The 18838-nt window shown below is 55.5% G+C and carries 19 protein-coding genes; 12 read left to right on the top strand and 7 right to left on the bottom strand.

What is annotated here, in order from left to right:
* Positions 1-13: 13 nt before the first annotated feature.
* Genes P1U45_RS11755 through P1U45_RS11740 form a run of 4 tightly spaced genes read left to right on the top strand, consistent with a single transcriptional unit; the run spans position 14 to position 4138 of the window.
* A complete protein-coding gene (locus P1U45_RS11755) occupies positions 14-1483 on the top strand; it encodes a replicative DNA helicase (protein WP_293609417.1) in 1470 nt (489 codons plus the stop codon).
* A complete protein-coding gene (gene alr / locus P1U45_RS11750; RefSeq protein WP_301059294.1) occupies positions 1431-2576 on the top strand; it encodes an alanine racemase in 1146 nt (381 codons plus the stop codon). The genes P1U45_RS11755 and alr overlap by 53 nt, the downstream gene beginning before the upstream one ends.
* Positions 2577-2633: 57 nt before the next feature.
* Entirely contained in the window at positions 2634-3383 is a 750-nt protein-coding gene (locus tag P1U45_RS11745) for an ABC transporter permease (RefSeq protein ID WP_366144999.1), read from the top strand.
* Positions 3380-4138, top strand: a complete 759-nt coding sequence (locus P1U45_RS11740; protein WP_301059237.1) for an ATP-binding cassette domain-containing protein — start codon at positions 3380-3382, stop codon at positions 4136-4138. The genes P1U45_RS11745 and P1U45_RS11740 overlap by 4 nt, the downstream gene beginning before the upstream one ends.
* On the opposite strand, the gene P1U45_RS11735 is transcribed toward P1U45_RS11740, so the two are convergent.
* Positions 4131-5330, bottom strand: coding sequence for a TIGR03862 family flavoprotein (locus P1U45_RS11735; protein WP_301059236.1), 1200 nt, complete (start codon positions 5328-5330; stop codon positions 4131-4133). The genes P1U45_RS11740 and P1U45_RS11735 overlap by 8 nt on opposite strands.
* Before the next feature lie 113 nt (positions 5331-5443).
* Between P1U45_RS11735 and radA the strand changes: the two genes are divergently transcribed.
* The 4 genes from radA to P1U45_RS11715 are packed head-to-tail and all read left to right on the top strand — an operon-like array spanning position 5444 to position 9588.
* A complete protein-coding gene (radA, locus tag P1U45_RS11730; protein WP_366144998.1) occupies positions 5444-6820 on the top strand; it encodes a DNA repair protein RadA in 1377 nt (458 codons plus the stop codon).
* Entirely contained in the window at positions 6813-7370 is a 558-nt protein-coding gene (locus tag P1U45_RS11725) for a CvpA family protein (RefSeq protein WP_301059234.1), read from the top strand. Before radA ends, P1U45_RS11725 begins: the two co-directional genes overlap by 8 nt.
* 33 nt (positions 7371-7403) lie before the next feature.
* Complete coding sequence (gene purF, locus P1U45_RS11720; RefSeq protein WP_301059233.1) at positions 7404-8861, top strand: amidophosphoribosyltransferase; 1458 nt, start codon at positions 7404-7406, stop codon at positions 8859-8861.
* Positions 8862-8880: 19 nt separating this feature from the next.
* Complete coding sequence (locus P1U45_RS11715; RefSeq protein ID WP_293609410.1) at positions 8881-9588, top strand: SDR family NAD(P)-dependent oxidoreductase; 708 nt, start codon at positions 8881-8883, stop codon at positions 9586-9588.
* 52 nt (positions 9589-9640) lie between these two features.
* Here the strand turns inward: P1U45_RS11715 and P1U45_RS11710 are convergent, their stop codons facing one another.
* From P1U45_RS11710 to P1U45_RS11695, 4 genes are all read right to left on the bottom strand, one after another.
* Entirely contained in the window at positions 9641-10480 is an 840-nt protein-coding gene (locus tag P1U45_RS11710) for a M48 family metallopeptidase (RefSeq protein WP_301059232.1), read from the bottom strand.
* Between the two features lie 75 nt (positions 10481-10555).
* Positions 10556-11725: a CoA transferase gene (locus tag P1U45_RS11705; protein ID WP_301059231.1), complete on the bottom strand. Its 1170-nt coding sequence runs from the start codon at positions 11723-11725 to the stop codon at positions 10556-10558.
* Between the two features lie 61 nt (positions 11726-11786).
* A complete protein-coding gene (locus P1U45_RS11700) occupies positions 11787-12362 on the bottom strand; it encodes a hypothetical protein (RefSeq protein ID WP_301059230.1) in 576 nt (191 codons plus the stop codon).
* Positions 12363-12463: 101 nt separating this feature from the next.
* Positions 12464-13237 carry a class II aldolase/adducin family protein gene (locus P1U45_RS11695; RefSeq protein WP_301059229.1) on the bottom strand — a complete coding sequence of 258 codons (774 nt, stop codon included), beginning with the start codon at positions 13235-13237 and terminating at the stop codon, positions 12464-12466.
* A gap of 155 nt (positions 13238-13392) precedes the next feature.
* Here P1U45_RS11695 and P1U45_RS11690 point away from each other — a divergent pair, with 155 nt between their 5' ends.
* Positions 13393-14157 (top strand): NAD kinase, encoded by a 765-nt coding sequence (locus P1U45_RS11690; RefSeq protein ID WP_293609406.1) that lies wholly within the window; start codon positions 13393-13395, stop codon positions 14155-14157.
* 85 nt (positions 14158-14242) lie between these two features.
* On the top strand, positions 14243-14734 hold the full coding sequence (locus P1U45_RS11685; RefSeq protein WP_293609405.1) for a hypothetical protein: 492 nt from the start codon (positions 14243-14245) through the stop codon (positions 14732-14734).
* Between the two features lie 3 nt (positions 14735-14737).
* Here P1U45_RS11685 and P1U45_RS11680 read toward each other — a convergent pair whose 3' ends face one another.
* Positions 14738-15541, bottom strand: a complete 804-nt coding sequence (locus P1U45_RS11680; RefSeq protein ID WP_301059228.1) for an NUDIX hydrolase — start codon at positions 15539-15541, stop codon at positions 14738-14740.
* 109 nt (positions 15542-15650) lie between these two features.
* Between P1U45_RS11680 and P1U45_RS11675 the strand changes: the two genes are divergently transcribed.
* Positions 15651-16322 (top strand): hypothetical protein, encoded by a 672-nt coding sequence (locus tag P1U45_RS11675; protein ID WP_301059227.1) that lies wholly within the window; start codon positions 15651-15653, stop codon positions 16320-16322.
* A gap of 6 nt (positions 16323-16328) precedes the next feature.
* On the opposite strand, the gene P1U45_RS11670 is transcribed toward P1U45_RS11675, so the two are convergent.
* Positions 16329-17477: a DUF2336 domain-containing protein gene (locus tag P1U45_RS11670; RefSeq protein WP_301059226.1), complete on the bottom strand. Its 1149-nt coding sequence runs from the start codon at positions 17475-17477 to the stop codon at positions 16329-16331.
* A 108-nt stretch (positions 17478-17585) separates the two neighbouring features.
* On the opposite strand from P1U45_RS11670, the gene P1U45_RS11665 reads away from it, so the two are divergent.
* Positions 17586-18809, top strand: coding sequence for a CaiB/BaiF CoA-transferase family protein (locus P1U45_RS11665; RefSeq protein ID WP_301059225.1), 1224 nt, complete (start codon positions 17586-17588; stop codon positions 18807-18809).
* Positions 18810-18838 lie beyond the last annotated feature (29 nt).

The following is an 18838-nucleotide window of genomic DNA, read 5'->3' as shown; positions in this document are numbered from 1 at the left end:
TTAACGCTGCCTCATGGCATATGACGATCCAGCTCCGAACGCGAAATCCGAACTCCCGTATAACACTGCGGCCGAGGCTGCGATTCTGGGTGCGATCCTGTTCGACAACAACGCCTATCACCGCGTCTCCGAGCTGTTGATCTCAACGGATTTCTACAACCCAGCACATGCCGAGATTTACGAAGTTATCGCCAAGTTCGTTCCGAACGGCAAAATGGCGGATGGCGTCACACTGCATGACGACTTTGCCAAGCGCGGCATGCTGGAAACCATTGGCGGCGCCGCTTACCTTGCAGAACTCCTCGACCACGCCGCGTTCGGTCCTGAAATTGTCGACTACGCCCATATCGTGCGTGACCTCGCTATTCGTCGGGAACTGATCGACATCGGCTCGGTGATGGTCACACATGCGGCCCACCCGGAAGAAGACATGCCGGGCTCTCAGCAAATCGAAGCTGCAGAGAAAAAGCTCGGCGCACTGGCAATGCGCGGTTCTGCGCGCGGTGGCTTCAAGACATTTGGCCAGGCGGTTACCGAATCCATCGAATCTGCGACCGCAGCGTTCCAACGTGACGGCAAGATTGCAGGTATCTCATCCGGTCTTCTGGACCTTGATGGCAAACTTGGCGGTTTGCACAATTCCGACCTTCTTATCCTCGCCGGTCGTCCGTCCATGGGTAAGACGTCGCTGGCGACGAACATCGCCTATAACGTCGCCGCGGCCTATAAAGCCTCGCAAAACGAACAGGGCCAACGCGTTCTGGAAGACGGCGGCATTGTTGGCTTCTACTCTCTCGAGATGTCGTGCGAGCAGCTCGCCACGCGTATTCTCGCCGAACGTTCCGGCATCCAGTCCCACCGTATTCGTCAGGGCGACCTTGAGCGCCATGAGTATGACAAGCTCCGCGATGCAGCGGCTGAACTTGAATCCCTGCCGCTCTATATCGACGATACGGGCGGCATCTCGATTTCACAGCTCTCGGCGCGGGCGCGACGCCAGAAACGTAGCCATGGCCTGGACCTGATCATCATCGACTATCTGCAGCTGATCACAGGGTCTGGCGCAAAGAGTGCGCAGGGACGTGTGCAGGAAGTCTCTGAGATCACCATGGGCCTCAAGGCTCTTGCGAAAGAGCTGCACGTACCCGTCATCGCCCTCTCCCAGCTCTCTCGTCAGGTCGAGCAGCGCGACGATAAACGCCCGCAGCTTTCTGACCTTCGTGAATCGGGTTCCATTGAGCAGGATGCGGACGCCGTTCTCTTCGTATTCCGGGAATCTTACTATCTGGAACGTCAGGAACCTGACGATGCAGGTGAAAAATTCGCTGAATGGCAAGAAAGAATGGAACGTCTTCGTAATATTGCCGAAGTTATCGTATCCAAACAGCGTCACGGCCCGATTGGTAAGGTAGAGCTACACTTTGACCCGAATGTCACCAAGTTCAGCGATCTCGAACGACGATACAACGCCGACGAATACTGATGTGTCCGGCGTAGCCTCTGAACAGTTGAACGGGCCGAGATCGGTCGTCCATCTCGGAACGATTGCAGCCAATTACCGCGCGTTATGTGACTTCTGCTCTACGAGCGAGACTGGAGCTGTCGTCAAGGCTGACGCATACGGCCACGGCGCAGCGGAAGTGGCGGCCAGGCTAGCCTCTGAAGGCTGTGAGACCTTCTTCATCGCCTATCCGCGTGAAGGCGAAGCTGTCCGTAATGCCTTCGGCCCGGATAAACGAATATTCGTCTTCCACGGCCTCACCAACGACTCGCCAGAGCTGATCATTCAGCACGACCTCACGCCGATCTGTAATCGTGTTGAGGAAGTGGAACGTTGGCTGGAGGCGCATCCGGATCGCCCATACGGGCTTCACTTTGACACCGGCATCAACCGTCTGGGGCTGAGACTTTCCGATCTGGCAGAGGTGCAAGGGCTTACATCGGGCACTCCGCCAATTCTGGTGATGAGCCACCTCGCCTGCGCCGATCAGCCGGAACACCCGATGAATGGCCAGCAGCTGGAAAAATTCCGCGAGGTTGTTGCAGCGTTTCCGGAAAGCAAAGCGAGCCTTTCAGCGACAGCAGCAAGCTATCTCGGCCCGGACTATCATTTTGATCTCATCCGTCCCGGCATCGCGCTCTATGGAGGTGGCCCTGCACGTCCGCCAGAACTTCGCCTGAAACCCGCCATGAGCGTCACAGCGCCCATTCTGAATGTCTTCAGTATCGAAGCAGGCGAACATACCGGCTATGGGGCAACGTTCGAAGCGAAATACCCGATGACGCTGGCTACTGTTTCGCTAGGCTATGCTGACGGATATCTTCGCTCGGCCTCCAATTACGGGTTCGGAATGCATGAAGGCGGCCCCTGCCCGATTGTCGGCCGCGTTTCTATGGATCTTATGACCGTCGATGTCACAGATTTGCCTGAACCGCCTGCTATCGGGTCTCACATAGAATTCATTGGCCCCAAAGCGGGGCTGGAAATACAAGCCGAAGCTCTTGGAACCATAGGTTATGAGTTGACGAGTCGCCTTGGCGGTCGCATCTCACGAGAGTGGCAGGACGAGGACTGACAATTGGCTGACACCATCCCAGTAGTATTCAGACCCTTTCAGTGGGTCGGCGCAGCGGTGCTTGGACTGCTTGGCGAGGCCGGGCGTCTCGCGACATTCATCACGCGCGTCAAACTCGCTGCCCTCACGCCATGGGGTTTCTTCGGAGAAACGCTGAAACAGTGCATTCGCATTGGATATTTCTCGCTGCCTGTTGTTGGCCTGACGGCTATTTTTACGGGCGCTGCACTCGCGCTGAATATTTTCGTCGGCGGGTCGCGCTTTAACGCGGAACAATTCGTTCCGAACATTGTTGTCCTCGGCATAACCCGTGAACTCGGGCCGGTCCTTGCGGCTTTGATGCTTGCAGGGCGCGTCAGCGCAGGCATTGCGGCAGAAGTCGGCACGATGAAGGTTACCGAGCAGATTGATGCGCTTCACACGCTCTCAACCAGCCCGTTCCAGTATCTGTATGCGCCGCGTTTCTGGGCTGCCGTTTTGACGCTACCTATTCTTGTCCTGATCGCTGACATTATCGGCGTTTATGGCGGCTATCTGGTTGCAACCGGCACGCTGGACTTTAACGGCAATCTCTACATCAAGAACACGATGGATTATGTCACCGGCGGCGACGTGATCGGCGGCCTTATCAAAGCTGCAGTATTTGGCGGCGTCGTCGCTCTCATGGGCTGTTATCACGGCCAGAACAGCCAGGGCGGCGCAAGCGGCGTTGGCCGTGCTGCAACGCTTGCCGTTGTTTCCAGCGCAGTGCTCATCTTTTTCTCAAACTTCCTCATGACAACACTCTTCACGAGGATTGGCCTGTGACCCAACCACTTCTCCAGATGACGAATGTCCACAAGGCATTCGGACCGAAGAAAATTCTTCAGGGCCTCGATATTGATGTCGCGCCGGGCAAATCCCTCGTGATCATTGGTGGCTCGGGCACGGGCAAATCTGTTTCGCTCAAATGCGCTCTCGGCCTGATGAAGCCTGATGACGGCGAGATACTGTTCGACGGTGAGAAGCTGAACAAGAAAAAGGCGCGCGAGGCTATGCTGGCGCGCACCGGAATGCTGTTTCAGGGCGGCGCTCTGTTTGACAGTCTGCCAATCTGGCAAAACGTGTCATTCAAACTTCTCGGCAAATCAGGCACGTCGAAATCAGATGCCAAGGACCACGCTATCGAAACGCTTAAAAAGGTCCGCCTTGGAAGCGAAGTTGCTGATCTATATCCGGCTGAACTGTCCGGCGGCATGCAGAAGCGCGTAGGCCTTGCGCGCGCAATTGCGACACGCCCTGACCTCATCTTTTTTGACGAGCCAACGACCGGTCTTGACCCGATCACGGCGGACGCGATCAACGATCTCATTGTAGAACAGGTGAAGGGGCTTGGCGCCGCGTCGGTTTCGATCACGCACGACATGCCGTCTGCGCGCAAAATCGGCGATGAAATCGCCATGCTCTATGAAGGTAAGATTATCTGGCGCGGCCCAGCCGATACGGTAGATGATTCAGGCAATGAGTATGTCGACCAGTTCGTTCACGGTCGTGCAGAAGGCCCTATCCAACCGGCTATGTAGCCTTAGCAGCGGCCTCACCTGCTGCTTTGCCCATCGCCATGCAGGCCGTGAGAAGATAACCGCCGGTCGGCGCATCCCACGACACCATTTCACCTACGCAATAGGTGTTGGGAACGGCCTTCAGCATTAAATGCTCATCCAGTGCGTCCCAGGACACCCCGCCTGCAGTTGAGATGGCGTCATCCATTGGCGCCGTACCTGTCACAGTAAGAGGCAGCGCTTTCAGCAATGTGGCAAGTTCCGAAGGATCGCCCGGAGGTGATCCGCGCGTAACTTCATTCACCAGCGCGACTTTCAGCTTATCCAGACGTGCAGCCTTGCGAAGCCGGTTCGACATGGAGTCTTTTCTGTTTGCAGAAGCAAGGCGCTTGGCCAGCGCATCCGTTTGCACGTCCGGCGCAAGATCAACCAGCAGCGTTGCTGATCCATTGGATGACAGCTCTTTGCGCAAATCTGCCGCGACAGGATAAAGCGCGCCGCTTTCAATGCCATGCCGCGTGATCACTATGTCGCCGCGCGAACTCTTATCACCCATTTTCAACGCGATACTCTTCACTGGAGCGCCTTCATGCTGAGACAGCAAACGGTCACTCCAGCCTACCTCCATACCGCAATTGGACGGCTCAAACCGATCGAAGGGCACACCACGTTCAGAGAGAATACTGGCCCACTGACCGTCAGACCCGAGCCGCGACCAGCTCTTGCCACCAAGCGCAAGAATAGTCGCGTCGCTTTCGACCTGAACTGAACCGCTCTGCGTCGAAAATGCGAGCATTCCCTCTGATGTCCATCCGGTCCATCGGTGGCGGGTATGCAGTTCTGCGCCCTGCTCTGCCAGTTTTCGCAGCCACTTTCGAAGTAGCGGAGAGGCTTTCATCGCAACTGGAAAAATTCGGCCCGATGAGCCCACGAAGGACGGCTCGTCCAACGCCTCCATCCAGTCACGAACGTCCGACGCATTGAACGCGGAGACCATAGCTTTAAGCCGTCCGTCCGGAGCGTCGTAGCGACCTAAAAGCTGATCAACGTTCTCAGAGTGAGAAATATTCAGCCCGCTTTTGCCGGCCATCAGAAATTTTCGGGCAGCCGAAGGCATTGCTTCATAGATCGACACTCGCGCGCCCTGCTCCAGCGCAGCTTGCGCGGCCATAAGGCCTGCAGGTCCTGATCCGATGATTGCGATGCGTTTCATGCCGATCATTTATCCGGACACGAGCGGCAAAGCCAGCGCCTGATGAAGTTATGATTGTAATCGGTTTCGAATTGGTTTTACGAACACGCCTCAACACTATACCGCTTATCGCTATGGCTAAAACGACTTCCCAATTCATCTGTCAGTCCTGCGGCACTGTTCATTCCAAATGGAATGGCAAATGCGAAGGCTGCGGCGAGTGGAATACGCTCGTCGAAGAAACGCTCAGCGCGGCCCCGGGCGGCCTGAAACCGACCAGCAAGAAAACCGCTGGCGGACCGCTAGAGTTTTCCAGCCTTGATGATCACCGAGAAGCACCGGAGCGTACCAAGCTCGGCGTCGATGAACTCGATCGCGTCTTCGGCGGCGGTCTGGTGCCTGCATCCGCGACGCTGATCGGCGGTGACCCTGGCATTGGTAAGTCGACACTCTTGCTTCAGGTCACAGCACGTCTCGCCCGCAATGGACTGGAAACGGTATATGTCTCTGGAGAGGAAGCTGCAGCGCAGATTCAGGACCGCGCAGAACGGCTCAAAGTGGCTTCCAGCCCGGTTAAGCTCGCAACGGAAACGGACCTGCGGACCATTCTTTCAGCGCTCAAGAAAGCCAAGCCTGATTTTGTCGTTATTGACTCTATCCAGACGCTCTGGTCAGACAGTGTTGAAGCCGCGCCCGGCTCTGTCTCACAGGTAAGAGCCTGCGCTCAGGAACTTGTACGATTCGCCAAGAAAAGTGGCTGCGCTCTGGTCATCGTCGGCCACGTCACAAAGGAAGGCCAGATTGCCGGACCTCGCGTCGTGGAACACATGGTCGATACCGTGTTCTATTTTGAAGGCGAACGCGGTCACCAGTTCCGCATTCTGCGCGCGGTGAAGAACCGCTTCGGACCGACCGATGAGATTGGCATTTTCGAAATGTCTGCCTATGGCCTCGCCCCAGCGAGCGAACCGTCCGCCTTATTCCTGAGCTCGGACGATGATCACACGGGAGGCGCAGCTGTCTTCGCGGCGATGGAAGGCTCCCGCCCCATGCTTGCAGAAGTGCAGGCGCTGGCTGGCCCGGCAGCTTACGGTACCCCGCGCCGCTCGGTTGTTGGATGGGACAATAACCGCCTCGCCATGATGATCGCCGTGCTGGAAGCACGCTGCGGCCTGCAGATTGGTGGCCGCGATATCTATCTGTCTGTCGCTGGCGGCTATCGCATGGTGGAGCCCGCGGGTGATCTGGCCGCTGCCGCTGCCTTATTATCGTCCATGGCTGACCAACCGCTCCCTGAAAAATCAATCTTTTTCGGAGAAATTGCGCTTTCAGGTGCGATTCGCCCTGTCGCTCGAATGGATGCACGGCTAAAAGAAGCAGAGAGACTTGGCTTCAAGTGCGCATTCGGACCAGAAGGACCTCAGCGAAAGCATGGTAGCCTGACTTACACGCCGATTAAGCGGCTGGCTGACCTTGCTGACATGCTGGAAGTGAGAAACGACGATGAGTGAACTGCTGAACTCACTGAATATGACGATGTTTGATGTCATCGTTATTCTGCTGACACTAGTTTCAGCCCTGATGGCACTAGCTCGGGGATTTATCCGCGAAGTCGCCTCAATTCTGGCATTCCTTCTCGCGCTCGGCGCGGCGTTCTTTGCTTATTTTTATCTGACACCACTCGCGAAGGGCGCCCTGCCAGACACGATCGACCCGATCATGATCGAAGTCGTTGTTGTCGCTGTCACCTTCCTCTTTATCTATATATTCGCGGCCTGGCTTGGACGTAAGTTTTCCCGCTTCGTTCACACATCCACGGATATCACGCTTGTGGACCGTGTGACCGGCCTCGTTTTTGGCGTGGCACGGGCCTTCGCGATCATTGTTCTCGTGCTTTTTGTGTCACGCCCGTTCATCGAAGAGGCCGAGATTTCCTGGGTACTGGATTCTTTTTCATATCCCTATTTCATTCAGGCAGTAATCTGGGTACAGAGCGTTATTCCAGCGGTAGCTGACAACGTTCAGCAGGCAATTCCAGAAAACCTGCCGGACAGATCTTAGTACTAAACAGATCGAAAAATCGGAGCTTAAACCATGATGTTTTTTGACCATGATGACGATAAGCTCCGCGAGGAATGCGGCGTATTCGGCATTTTCCGACACCCTGAAGCGTCTGTCATTACAGCGCTGGGTCTTCACGCTCTGCAGCACCGCGGACAGGAAGCCTGCGGCATTGCCACCTATGATGAGAAATCCGGTTATTTCGTGAACGAGCGCCATATCGGCCTCGTCGGCGATAACTTTGTCGGTCAGGACATGCGTACCCGTCTGCCGGGCTCATCTGCGATTGGCCACAACCGCTACCCGACACAGGGCACGCCAGCTATTCGCAACATTCAGCCTATTTTTGCTGACCTTGATTGCGGCGGTATTGCCATCGCCCACAATGGCAATTTGACAAATTCCCGCTCTCTGCGCCGTCAGCTCGTCGACAAAGGCGCAATCTTCCAGTCCACCATGGACACCGAAGTTATTCTCCACCTCATTTCCCGCTCTGATAAAGCACGCATTACAGAGCGCTTCGTTGATGCGATCAGCCAGATTGAAGGTGGCTTTGCGCTCGTGGCACTGACAGAAGAAATGCTGATCGGCGCACGTGACCCTGTAGGTCTTCGTCCTCTGGTTCTGGGTGATCTTGGCGGGACGAGCGTTCTGGCGTCTGAAACATGCGCGCTTGATCTGATCGGTGCAAAATTCGTTCGCGAAATCGAACCGGGCGAAGTCGTCATCATCACAGACAACGGCGTGGAAAGCCTGACACCATTTCAGCGCCGCTCGACAGCGCCTTGCCTGTTTGAGTTCGTCTATTTCGCCCGCCCTGACAGCATTATTCAGGGCAAGAGCGTCTATGAAGTCCGTCGCCGCATGGGGATGCGCCTTGCACAGGAAGCCCCGTCTGATGCCGACGTGATTGTGCCGGTTCCAGATAGCGGCGTACCTGCGGCACTGGGATACGCAGAAGAATCCAACATCCCGTTCCAGCTTGGTATCATTCGCAACCATTATGTGGGCCGTACCTTCATTGAGCCTACCCAAGTGGATCGACAAACGAGCGTCTCCAAAAAACACGCGCCAAATAAATTCGTTCTGAATGGCAAGCGTGTGGTTCTGGTCGACGACTCCATCGTCCGCGGCAACACTTCCAAAAAAATTGTCAGCATGGTTCGCGAAGCTGGCGCGAAGGAAATTCACTTCCGTTCAGCAAGTCCGATGATCAAGTTCCCGGACTATTATGGCATTGATATGCCGTCCGAGCGCGAACTGCTCGCTGCGAACCACTCACTTGAAGAAATGCGCCGCGAACTGGAAGTCGACAGCCTCGACTTCCTCTCCGTTGATGGCCTCTATTGGGCCGTTGGCGATGTCGCCCGCGATACCAACTCACCTCAATACGCAGACCACTGCTTTACCGGCGATTATCCGACACGTCTGATCGACCGCCGCAACGAAGAAGTCGGTCGCGATGCTCAATTGTCTTTCCTCGACGACTAAGCGCTGAGATAAAGCCGATATGACTGATAAAAGACTCACCCTTGTAACCGGGGCATCTCGTGGCATTGGACGCGCGCTGTGCGTCGAACTCGCTACAAAACACAATCATCACGTCATCGCTGTTGCTCGCAGCCAGAAAGCTCTGGAAGCGCTCGACGATGAGATCAAAGCGGCTGGCGGACAGGTCACTCTCGTTCCGCTCGACCTGACGGACGCCAATGCGATTGAGCGTTTGTCTGTTGCCGTTCTTGAGCGCTGGAAGAAGCTTGATGGCCTTGTAGGCAATGCAGGCGTTCTCGGCCCTCTGGGGCCGCTTCAAACGATTACGCCATCAGGATTTAATAGCACGATTGATGTGAACCTGACAGCAAACTGGCGTCTGATCCGGTCTTTCGACCCGCTTCTGCGCGCAAGCCCTGCTGGCCGCGCGGTATTCATCACATCAGGTGTCGTGCCGCGCCCTCGCGCGTTCTGGGGCGCTTATCAGGCCTCCAAAGCCGGTCTTGAGGGCATGGTTGCTGCCTGGGCTGACGAAACCAGGGTCAGCGATATCCGCGTCAATCTGTTCGACCCGGGCGCCGTGCGCACAGACATGCGCGCCGATGCGATGCCGGGTGAAGATCCGCTCAGCCTGCCGCCGCCAGAAGAGGTCGCGACCAGGCTCGCTGAACTGCTTGGCGATGATGTCACCGTCCACGGCGAACGCGTCGAATTCAGAACCAAATAAAAAACGGCCTCGAAAGAGGCCGTTCTCATATCTGTATCATTGCTGTCGCGGATCAGACGAGATCGTAACCGCGCGCATTGATGTACTGGCGAAGTTCTGTCGCACGACGCTCTGGATCCGGATGCGTGGACATGAACTCTGGTGGACGATTGCCTGAGCTGCGTGCAGCCATGAGTTCCCAAAGACGCGGCGCCTGACTCACGCGATAACCGGAGCGATACATATAGTCGACGCCGAGACGGTCAGCTTCGAGCTCGTGGCGACGGTTATATGGCAGAATAACACCAAATTGCAGCGCTGCGCCGCCGAGAACACCAATTGTATCGCCGTATTCACGGAGCGTGTCAGACTGCTGGATCGCCACTGTTCCCGCGACAAGAGCGATCTGGCTCGCCAGACCGATAGAATAGCGTTCAGCCGCGTGTCGTCCGGCAACGTGACCAGCCTCGTGACCAAGCACGGACGCGAGCTGGTCATCATTTTCGGTCAGCTCGGTGATACCACGATAAACGCCGACCTTATTACCCGGCATGACGAACGCGTTCGCATCATCCGTATCAAAAACAGCGATTTCCCAATCCTGATCGGCACGGCCAGCGCCTTGCGCAACCTTTTCCCAGACACGATTTACGCGCGCGTTCAGGGAAGAATTTGTAGACAATGGTGTCTGCTGTTTCATCTCAGTCCAGGCAGACGCAGCCATAGTTGCGATCTGGCCTTCGCCTACCAACAGAAGCTGGCTGGTACCAGTTTCCGGATTGGTTGTGCAGCTGGTGACAATCGGCACAACTGAACCAACTGCCAGTCCGCGAATAAGCTCACGTCGAGACATATTCACACGCGGAGCAGCGTTGAGAATTTTGTTGGAAATGGTTTCTTTCGAAAGCCGCATTGTAATCTCCCTCATGCCGAATGGCATCCCGATGCGGATGTTACCCCTAGTCGTCTCAAGGTCAAACGCCTGATATCAGTCGAATGTTCCCCCAAGCCCCAATTGCGACAACACGATCTCTGTATGCTGCCCCAAAACGGGAGGCTCACTGCGGATGTTGGCAGGCGTTCTGGAAAACGCAACGGGGTGTTTCATCGCACGATAGCTATGGCCGATCTCATGGAGACGCTCCTCGAAGAAACCCACATCTTTCAGGTGCTGATCACTCAATACTTCAAGGTTTGAGTTGAAGCCCATGACCGGAATTTGCGCTTCGTCGAGCAGCTCCAGCCATTCATCAGTGGTTTTGGTTTTCGCGACCTCTCCAATGATACCGTACAGCTCCCCAACATTTTCGGTGCGGGCCTCATAGGTCGCAAATCTTGGGTCAGAGAAAACCTCCGGTCGTCCACCAATCTGGAAGAAGAGCTCCCACTGGTCATCTGAATACGGCACAAGGCCGATATAGCCATCCGCTGTCGCATACGGCTTGCGGTTCACATTGATGGACCGCGTGTACGCCATACGGCCATTGCCCGGCAGCCACGTCTCCCCATAGAGATTTTCGACCATGTGGAAGAATGTGAATGTCTCGAACATCGGCACCTGAACGAACTGCCCCTCGCCTGTGCGTTCCTTATGGAACAGCGCGGCAATCGTCGCATAAACGGCATAGAGGCCCACCGTCTTGTCGGCGATGAGAGACGGAATATAGGCAGGGTCTCCGCCGTCACGCAGCCTCAAAAGGTCGGAGAAGCCGGACGCCACCTGAATAAGGTCATCATATGCCTGCCGTTTCTCATAAGCGCCGCCCTGACCGTAGCCCGCGCAGTGCACATAGACGATATCTGGATTGATCTTCGCCACATCATCATAGGCAAAACCGAGCCGCTCCATGCCTGCAATACGAACATTGTGGAAGAAGACATCAGCGTCCTTCAGGAGTTCCGTCAGAGCGGCTTTGCCGTCATCTGTTTTTGCGTCGAGCTGGATTGATTTCTTATTACGGTTCAGCGCCGTAAAAATCGGCCCCATACCAGGTGCAGGAGACGGCCCTGCGCGGCGCATGACGTCGCCCGTGCCATTCTCGATTTTTATAACTTCAGCGCCAAGGTCAGCCAGTATGAGTGTCGCGAACGGTCCAAGCACGACCGTCGACATGTCTACAATCTTTACGCCAGCCAGAGGACCAGTCGCTTCCGTCATATTATTCCCTCCTCAGATCGGCCGGCGGCTTTTCGATCCGTCCTGACCCTATTGTCCTGTTTCAATGGCGAAATGCGAGCGAGAACACATAGGCCTGTTCTTCAAACTCTCCGCCGATTTCATAGCGTGTCGCAAAGCCCGCTTCGAACGCGCCAATATTCCGCGAAATCATAAATTCGACTTTGTCGCTATTCCCGTTATCCCCGCGCTCAGACCAGTATTGGGTGGTATAGTTGAAACCATCCGCGTCACTGACACCCATGACGAATTCCAAACGGTTCGTCTGACAGTCACTTTCATGGCTGCGGTGCCCCAGGGTAAGTCCAGCAAAATAAGTGTCCTCACCCAGCAGGCCTGAATGCCCGACACCCAGCTCGATCTCACCGCCGCGGCTTTCACACCCGAGACGACCGCCAATGGCGGCGCCTTCCACATACCCGACCGCAGCCGTGGTCGACCAGAAATCGCCCTGCCATAACGCACGACGCAGCTGCAGCCGATAGCCATCCGCATCAAACGCGTCAGACGTCTCAAAATCTACGGTTTCGAATTTGCCCGCGAGCGTCCAATCATCCGTCAGGCCATACTCTGCATAAAGATCAGAGCGGTTGGCACTGAACGGCCCGTGATCTTCCAATGCCAGTGAGGTTCGCGCGAACAGACTGCCCGCATCCTGAACCCAACCGGCCGCGACCGCTGGCTGGACGACTAACAGCCATCCCGCCAGAAGCCGGAAGCTTAGGCGTCGTATCCTGGAAGATTGCGATCGAGACGGCGAAGCGCCGCTGGCCAGAGAAGTTTGTCTGAAAGAACAGCCATGCCTTTCGGATTGCTCTGTCCTTTGACGACATCCTGAACTTCTTCGGAACAAATGATCAGCTCCCCACCGCCGGCTTGCGCCATGATCTGCATTTTACATGCGCGTTCCAGATAGAACATACGCATGTAAGTCTGTGCAGCGGTTGCACCGCAAGTCAGCGTTCCGTGATTGCGGAGAATGAGCATGGATTTGTTGCCCATATCAGCAACAATGCGCTCGCGTTCGTCATGGTTCAGGGCGACACCCTCATAGTCATGATACGCAACTTCGTGCTGAGCGATCATGGCATGCTGCGAAATTGGCAGAAGGCCGTGCTTCTGAGCCGATACAGCAACGCCCTGATCCGTATGCAGGTGCATCACGCAGCGAGCATCCTCACGCGCGGCATGGATCGCTGAGTGGATCGTAAAGCCTGCCGGATTGATATTGTACGGTGTGTCCTCAACGATCTCGCCTTCCAGATCGACTTTTACGAGCGACGATGCGGTGATCTCTTCAAAGAGAAGGCCATATGGGTTAATCAGGAAATGGTGTTCCGGGCCCGGAACGCGCATGGAAATGTGCGTAAAAATAAGGTCGTCCCAACCATGGTACGCTGTGAGGCGGTAAAGCGCTGCGAGGTCTACGCGCGCCTGCCACTCTTCCGCTGAAACACGTGATTTAACGTCACCGAATCCCAGATCGTCTGCCATTTTGTTTCTCCCGAGGTAATTTTTTCGAGAGACTAAACGAAATAACTGGCCACGCCAATCATTCCTGAAGAGAATTGCCCTGACGCCGTAGCGGTATGCTTGACCTGAGCTGCAGACCTGCCAATGCTCGGCGCGAAGTAAAACAGGTAGTATTGATGTCTAATAAAGTCGCATTTGTCGCCAGCGCACGTCCGGAAGCCCAGCAGGCGCTCCGCACGATGATCGCGAAGTATGGCCAGTGCGATGAGGCCGATGCTGACGTCATAGTCGCACTTGGCGGTGACGGCTGCATGCTCGACACGCTGAGACGCCGGTTCTCAGACCCGCGACCGGTCTACGGCATGAATCAGGGCACGATTGGCTTCCTGATGAACGACTACCGCGAAGACAAGCTCATGGAGCGGCTGGACCGCGCCGAGCGTGCTGTCATCTATCCGCTGCGAATGAAGACACGCACTGTGGACGGGGACGTCTCAGATAATCTCGCGATCAACGAAGTTTCTCTGCTTCGCCAGTCATCTCAGACCGCAAAGCTGCAGATCACAATAGACGGGCGCGTTCGTATGTCTTCGCTTTCATGCGACGGCGTCCTTGTTGCAACGCCTGCTGGTTCCACAGCGTATAACCTGTCCGCCCATGGCCCGATCCTTCCAATCGGCGCAAACCTGCTCGCGTTGACACCAATCAGCCCGTTCCGCCCCCGTCGCTGGCGCGGTGCACTTCTGCGCCACAATGCGACGGTTCAGATTGATGTTCACACCCCGACACTGCGCCCTGTAGCCGCCTCAGCGGACAACCAGGAGGTCAGGCACGTCGAATCAGTTACTATTACTGAAGACCGGAACAAGCCTTTGGTGATGTTATTTGACGAAGGACACGCTCTTGAAGAAAGAATCCTTCAGGAACAGTTCGCTCATTGACATTCACTAATCGCCACGAACAAAATCTTAAGGAAAGTATGTGCCTTTAGGGGTTCACCAAATCCTTAGCTAGCGGATGGGGCAAATGGGTAAAGCGAAACCAATAGAGATTATTACGCCTCCTAACGTGTTGAAGGCCAAACTCGGCGGTCCACTTTCCCTCAACAGCAATGATGCAATCAAACTTGCAGAAAAAGCGCTCGAGTCGCTTTCCGGTGAGTTTGACACATGGCTGGATGAAGAGATCACACGTGTGGAAACATCATGGGCGAACGCCAAGCCACTGACCGATCGCGAGAAGCAACTCAGCGACGTCTTTGGCATGTCACACGACCTAAAAGGTCTGGCGACAACCTACGGCTACCCACTCATCACACGCTATGCAGACTCGCTCTGCAAGCTTCTGGCGTCTGAAGAGATGCGTGCTATCGCGCCGGTCAATCTGATTGATGCGCACATCAAGGCTTGCCGTACAGCTATGCGTGACGAGATCAAAGCCGAAAACCACCCGCTTGGTGTGGCACTGGCGACAGAGCTCGAGTCACAGACTGGCAAGCTCGTCGCAGAATACGAATAGTCCTCAGACTGTTTTCATGACCCTTTCGAGCGGCTCGGTTGTCACACGATAACCGGCCGCTTTTGGTATGCGGAGAAACTTTCCGGTTTCGTCGCTCTCCACGACAGGAAGCACTGTGACCACGTTCTGCGGCTGCGCGAACTCGCAAATAGCTGAAACAGAACCCAGATCTTCCAATCGCTCCAGATTCACGCGTGTCGGGAATAAGAGCTTTGCCTCTCCTGCTTCCGCCTTCTCCAGAACTTCAGTCGGTGTCACCCAGACAGCTTCAGTCGTTTCGCGGCCATCGTGCAATGCCTCCTGCCCATCAGGCGCACGCGCCACATAGAAACGCGTGTCGAAGCGCTTGGGCATAAAGTCTGGCGTGATCCAGTGGGCATAGGGCTGTAAATCTGTCAGATCGAGTTTCAACTCATATTTTTGTACCAGCTCCAGAAAACTCATTTCACCCCGATCAACGGGCGAACGAAATTCAGCGAGTTCATTACAAACAGACTGACCTACAAATTTCCCAGCCGGATCCCCTTTTCGGGTCGCGAGAAGAATTCCGGATTCTTCAAACACTTCTCTTACGCCACCAATTCGCGCGGCGAGTTCGTCATCAGAATACGTCCCGTGATACCAGCCATCCCAGTCCTCCCGGTGATCATCAGCGCTGACTTTTCCACCCGGAAACACCATAGCGCCGGACGCAAAATCAATCTGATAATGGCGTTTTACCATGAGTACCGTAGGGGCATCCTCACCTTTGAGGAGCAGCATGGTGGAGGATAGAACAGGCTCTGCTGACTTGCTGAAATCGTTCACAAATTCTCTCCACTGTCGTTTGAGCTTCTCTGAAATTGCGGATCAGATCAGCACAGGATTGTAGGAGTGTCCTGCTAGTCTCTCTCCTTGTCCAGACCAGGGAGACATCATGAGCCAGGCCTTTTTCGCAGCATTAACATCGACTTCGCCTGGTAACCGTCCGTTTCGCAGCCGTTTTGAGCCATGCCTGAAGCTCTCAACCGGCGAGATTGATTTCCCTATCACGCGCGTTGATCCGCTGTTTGAAGACCTGCCAATGGGTCACACAGCGACGAATCATCCGACGGCGTGGCTTGTGACCACGCTGCGTAAGCTGGCTCATGCTGCGCGTCAGTACGACATTAATATTCGTCCGATCCACGTGCCTATGCCGCTTTGCATTCTTCAATACGAAGATGCCGCGCGCCATTGTAAAGTCGCTGCCGAAGCCGAAGGCTGGTGCCCGCAGGAATTCGTCATGGAATTCCACGATGCAAGCCTCGCCTCCAGCGAGATCGACGTTCTTGGCCGCATGGAATCCTATCGACGTGTGGGCTTCCGTATCGGTCTGGATGCCCGCCAATCTTCTACTGCACCGTTTGGCGCGCGCCTTCGGTCAGCGGTGGAACGTATGCGTGTTCAGGAAGACGATTTGCTGACAGACGAAACGCTGCAACACCGCGCGGAAATCGTTTCTTCGCTCGGCGGTGACGTCATCATAGAGCGCGCACATTGGAAACGCGCCGAACTCCTTCAGAGCTACGGCGCGACCCATGCATTGAAAATGGTGTGTGACGCGTAAGGGCGCTTAAGCCGCTTCGTCCGAACGCTGGTCCTCGACCTCACGGTACGCGTCCAGTTTCTCAAGCAGATAATCAAGATCCGCTTTCGGAATGTTCTGAAACTGCGTCAGGACGCGTTCGACCATGCGCTTACGGAAACGCTCGCGGTCTCCATCCAGGCCGTCATAGTCAAGTTCGTGGTAGACATTGATCGCCATCTGGAACGGCACATGCATGCCTTTTGGCAGACCTGCATGTTCGAAGATTTTACGCAGTCCGAGCGAGCCTGCATCATGCAGAAGCAGCCATGTCCGGTGGTGTGGCAGCCCTGACAGCTCAGAGAGCGCGTGTTCAACGAACGACACATGGCCAAGGCACATGGCCCGCATGATCATACTAGGCGTGAGGCGGTTATTCAGAGCGAGCTGCTGTACGAAGCGTGGCAGGTTGCTGGAATGACCAGCCTGCTCGACAAGATCGAGCGTCGCACGCTCATGCGCACCGGAAGCAAGCTCGATCGCCAGCTGCGGCGGAAGCTCGTGATTATTGACCAGCAGATCAAACATCTGGCCTGATACCAGCGACACCATTTTCTCGGCGACCTGCGGCGGAATCCAGCTTCGTGAGATCAGTGCGCCCTGCACGTCTTCGTCGGTTTTGAAGCGGTCGATAGTGAAACCGTATCCGCGTTCCGTCAGATTGGCATTGTCGTTCGATGCCATTTTAACGACCGCATCGCGGCAGGCATGCTCGGCAATCGTGTCCGCGACCTCAGCAGAAAGCTTTTCGCGTCCAGCAACAGCAATCTGTTTAGCTTCTGTCGCGTTGAGAACGAGCTCCACAAGGTCCGAATTTCGAAACACCGGAGAGTTCTCGATGACAGGCAGCGCAACAGAATCGATATCGTGCGCCAGCTTTAACGCCACTTCGCGTGGCAGATTCGGAGAATTCTTGAGTGTCACCGCCATGGCGCGGCGAACAAGTTTTTCGGCATCCTGTGCCAGCAGATTAAGAATCTGATCTGCGAACACCTTATCCTCAGACTGCAATTCCTCATTGCCGATACGGCGGCAGAGCTTGTGCGTTGCGTGCGCACGGTCTTCTGCAGAACTGCCCTTCATCAGACGAACAATATCATCCTGATTTAATTTCGGGCGCATCGCTTTGACGGACATCGGTTAAAGCCTTAACGAAAGTGGATAACATTCGCTCTTAATTTTGGCGGTTAACATTAACGTCTGCTTACCGCGGTTAATATTTTCGTCAGAAATTAAGAAACACAAATGAAATCAGATACGCTCGTGGGAGGCAACATGCTGCAAGGCATTAAGGTCATTGAATACGCAACTTATATGGCAGCACCGGGTGCTGGATGCATTCTGGCAGACTGGGGCGCCGAAGTAATCAAGATCGAGCCCCCGAAAGGCGACCCGATTCGCCAGTTCTTTGCCTCTATCGGAACTGATTCGACGGACAATCCGGTCTTCGATTTCGACAATCGCGGCAAGAAATCCATCGTCGTAGACACGTCCACCGAAGAGGGCGTCGAGATCGTCAAAAAGCTCGCGGCCGAAGCCGATGTATTCCTGACAAACGTGCGCCCGGGCGGCCTCGAGCGCTCTGGCCTCGATTATGAAGCGCTGAAAGCGATCAATCCGGGCCTGGTCTACTGCACGCTGACAGGCTACGGCCTTGAAGGACCTGATAAGGATCGTCCCGGCTTTGACATTGCGTCCTTCTGGTCCCGCGCAGGACTTGCTCGCCTCTTCCCGCCAAAGGGCTCAGACCCGTTCCCGCTTCGAACCGCTTTCGGTGACCACGTGACGTCGATTGCAGCGTCGTCCGCGATCAATGCTGCACTTGTGAAGAAATTCCGTACAGGCGAAGGCCAGCTGGTAGAGGCATCCCTCCTCCGCGCAGGCCTCTATTCGGTAGGTAGCGACCTCGCAATCCAACTCTTCTTCAACAAGGTGGCGTCCACCAAAGACCGTTACAGCACCAATGTGCCGATCATGAACTTCTTCCAGTCCAAGGACGAAAAATGGTTCACGATCGTGGCACGTCAGGGCAATGGTGACTGGGCACCGATCTGCCGCGCTGCTGGCGTACCTGAAATGGCGGACGACGAGCGGCTGGTTTCTGGTAAAGGCCGCCGCGCGAACTCACGTGAGGTTGTCGAGCGTCTGGACGCCGCGCTGAACCAGATGGATATGACCGAAATCTCTGAACGCCTCGATGCAGAACAGATTGCATGGGCACCTGTCCAGTCTCTGGCCGAAGTTGCTCAGGATCCGCAGGTCTATGCAGCTGGCGGTATTCAGGAAATGCCTTCCAGCTCAGGCGGCACATTCAAGACACCGGGCTCTCCGGCACGTTTCCCGGGCACTGAAGATGGCCCGAGTGGCCCTGCTCCGGCTATGGGCGAACACACCCGCGAAACGCTCGCCTCAATGGGACTATCCGAGGCTGATATCGATGCCCTCTACGAAAAAGGCATTGTAAAATAAGGTGAATAAAAAGGGCGGCTTGAAGGCCG

Origin of the sequence: Ponticaulis sp. (assembly GCF_029210165.1) — a bacterium.
Classification (GTDB): domain Bacteria; phylum Pseudomonadota; class Alphaproteobacteria; order Caulobacterales; family Hyphomonadaceae; genus Ponticaulis.
Note: the sequence above shows the minus strand (reverse complement) of the source record. Positions and strands in the feature narration are given on the sequence as shown.

Bases quoted from the DNA above. Each gene is read 5' to 3' on its own strand.
- P1U45_RS11695 (WP_301059229.1), bottom strand. From the start codon at position 13,237: ATGGCAGACGATCTGGGATTCGGTGACGTTAAATCACGTGTTTCAGCG.
- P1U45_RS11725 (WP_301059234.1), top strand. From the start codon at position 6,813: ATGAGTGAACTGCTGAACTCACTGAATATGACGATGTTTGATGTCATC.
- P1U45_RS11670 (WP_301059226.1), bottom strand. From the start codon at position 17,477: ATGTCCGTCAAAGCGATGCGCCCGAAATTAAATCAGGATGATATTGTT.
- P1U45_RS11755 (WP_293609417.1), top strand. From the start codon at position 14: ATGGCATATGACGATCCAGCTCCGAACGCGAAATCCGAACTCCCGTAT.
- P1U45_RS11705 (WP_301059231.1), bottom strand. From the start codon at position 11,725: ATGACGGAAGCGACTGGTCCTCTGGCTGGCGTAAAGATTGTAGACATG.
- P1U45_RS11665 (WP_301059225.1), top strand. From the start codon at position 17,586: ATGAAATCAGATACGCTCGTGGGAGGCAACATGCTGCAAGGCATTAAG.
- P1U45_RS11685 (WP_293609405.1), top strand. From the start codon at position 14,243: ATGGGTAAAGCGAAACCAATAGAGATTATTACGCCTCCTAACGTGTTG.
- P1U45_RS11735 (WP_301059236.1), bottom strand. From the start codon at position 5,330: ATGAAACGCATCGCAATCATCGGATCAGGACCTGCAGGCCTTATGGCC.
- P1U45_RS11675 (WP_301059227.1), top strand. From the start codon at position 15,651: ATGAGCCAGGCCTTTTTCGCAGCATTAACATCGACTTCGCCTGGTAAC.
- alr (WP_301059294.1), top strand. From the start codon at position 1,431: ATGTCACCAAGTTCAGCGATCTCGAACGACGATACAACGCCGACGAAT.
- P1U45_RS11690 (WP_293609406.1), top strand. From the start codon at position 13,393: ATGTCTAATAAAGTCGCATTTGTCGCCAGCGCACGTCCGGAAGCCCAG.
- radA (WP_366144998.1), top strand. From the start codon at position 5,444: ATGGCTAAAACGACTTCCCAATTCATCTGTCAGTCCTGCGGCACTGTT.
- P1U45_RS11710 (WP_301059232.1), bottom strand. From the start codon at position 10,480: ATGCGGCTTTCGAAAGAAACCATTTCCAACAAAATTCTCAACGCTGCT.
- purF (WP_301059233.1), top strand. From the start codon at position 7,404: ATGATGTTTTTTGACCATGATGACGATAAGCTCCGCGAGGAATGCGGC.
- P1U45_RS11715 (WP_293609410.1), top strand. From the start codon at position 8,881: ATGACTGATAAAAGACTCACCCTTGTAACCGGGGCATCTCGTGGCATT.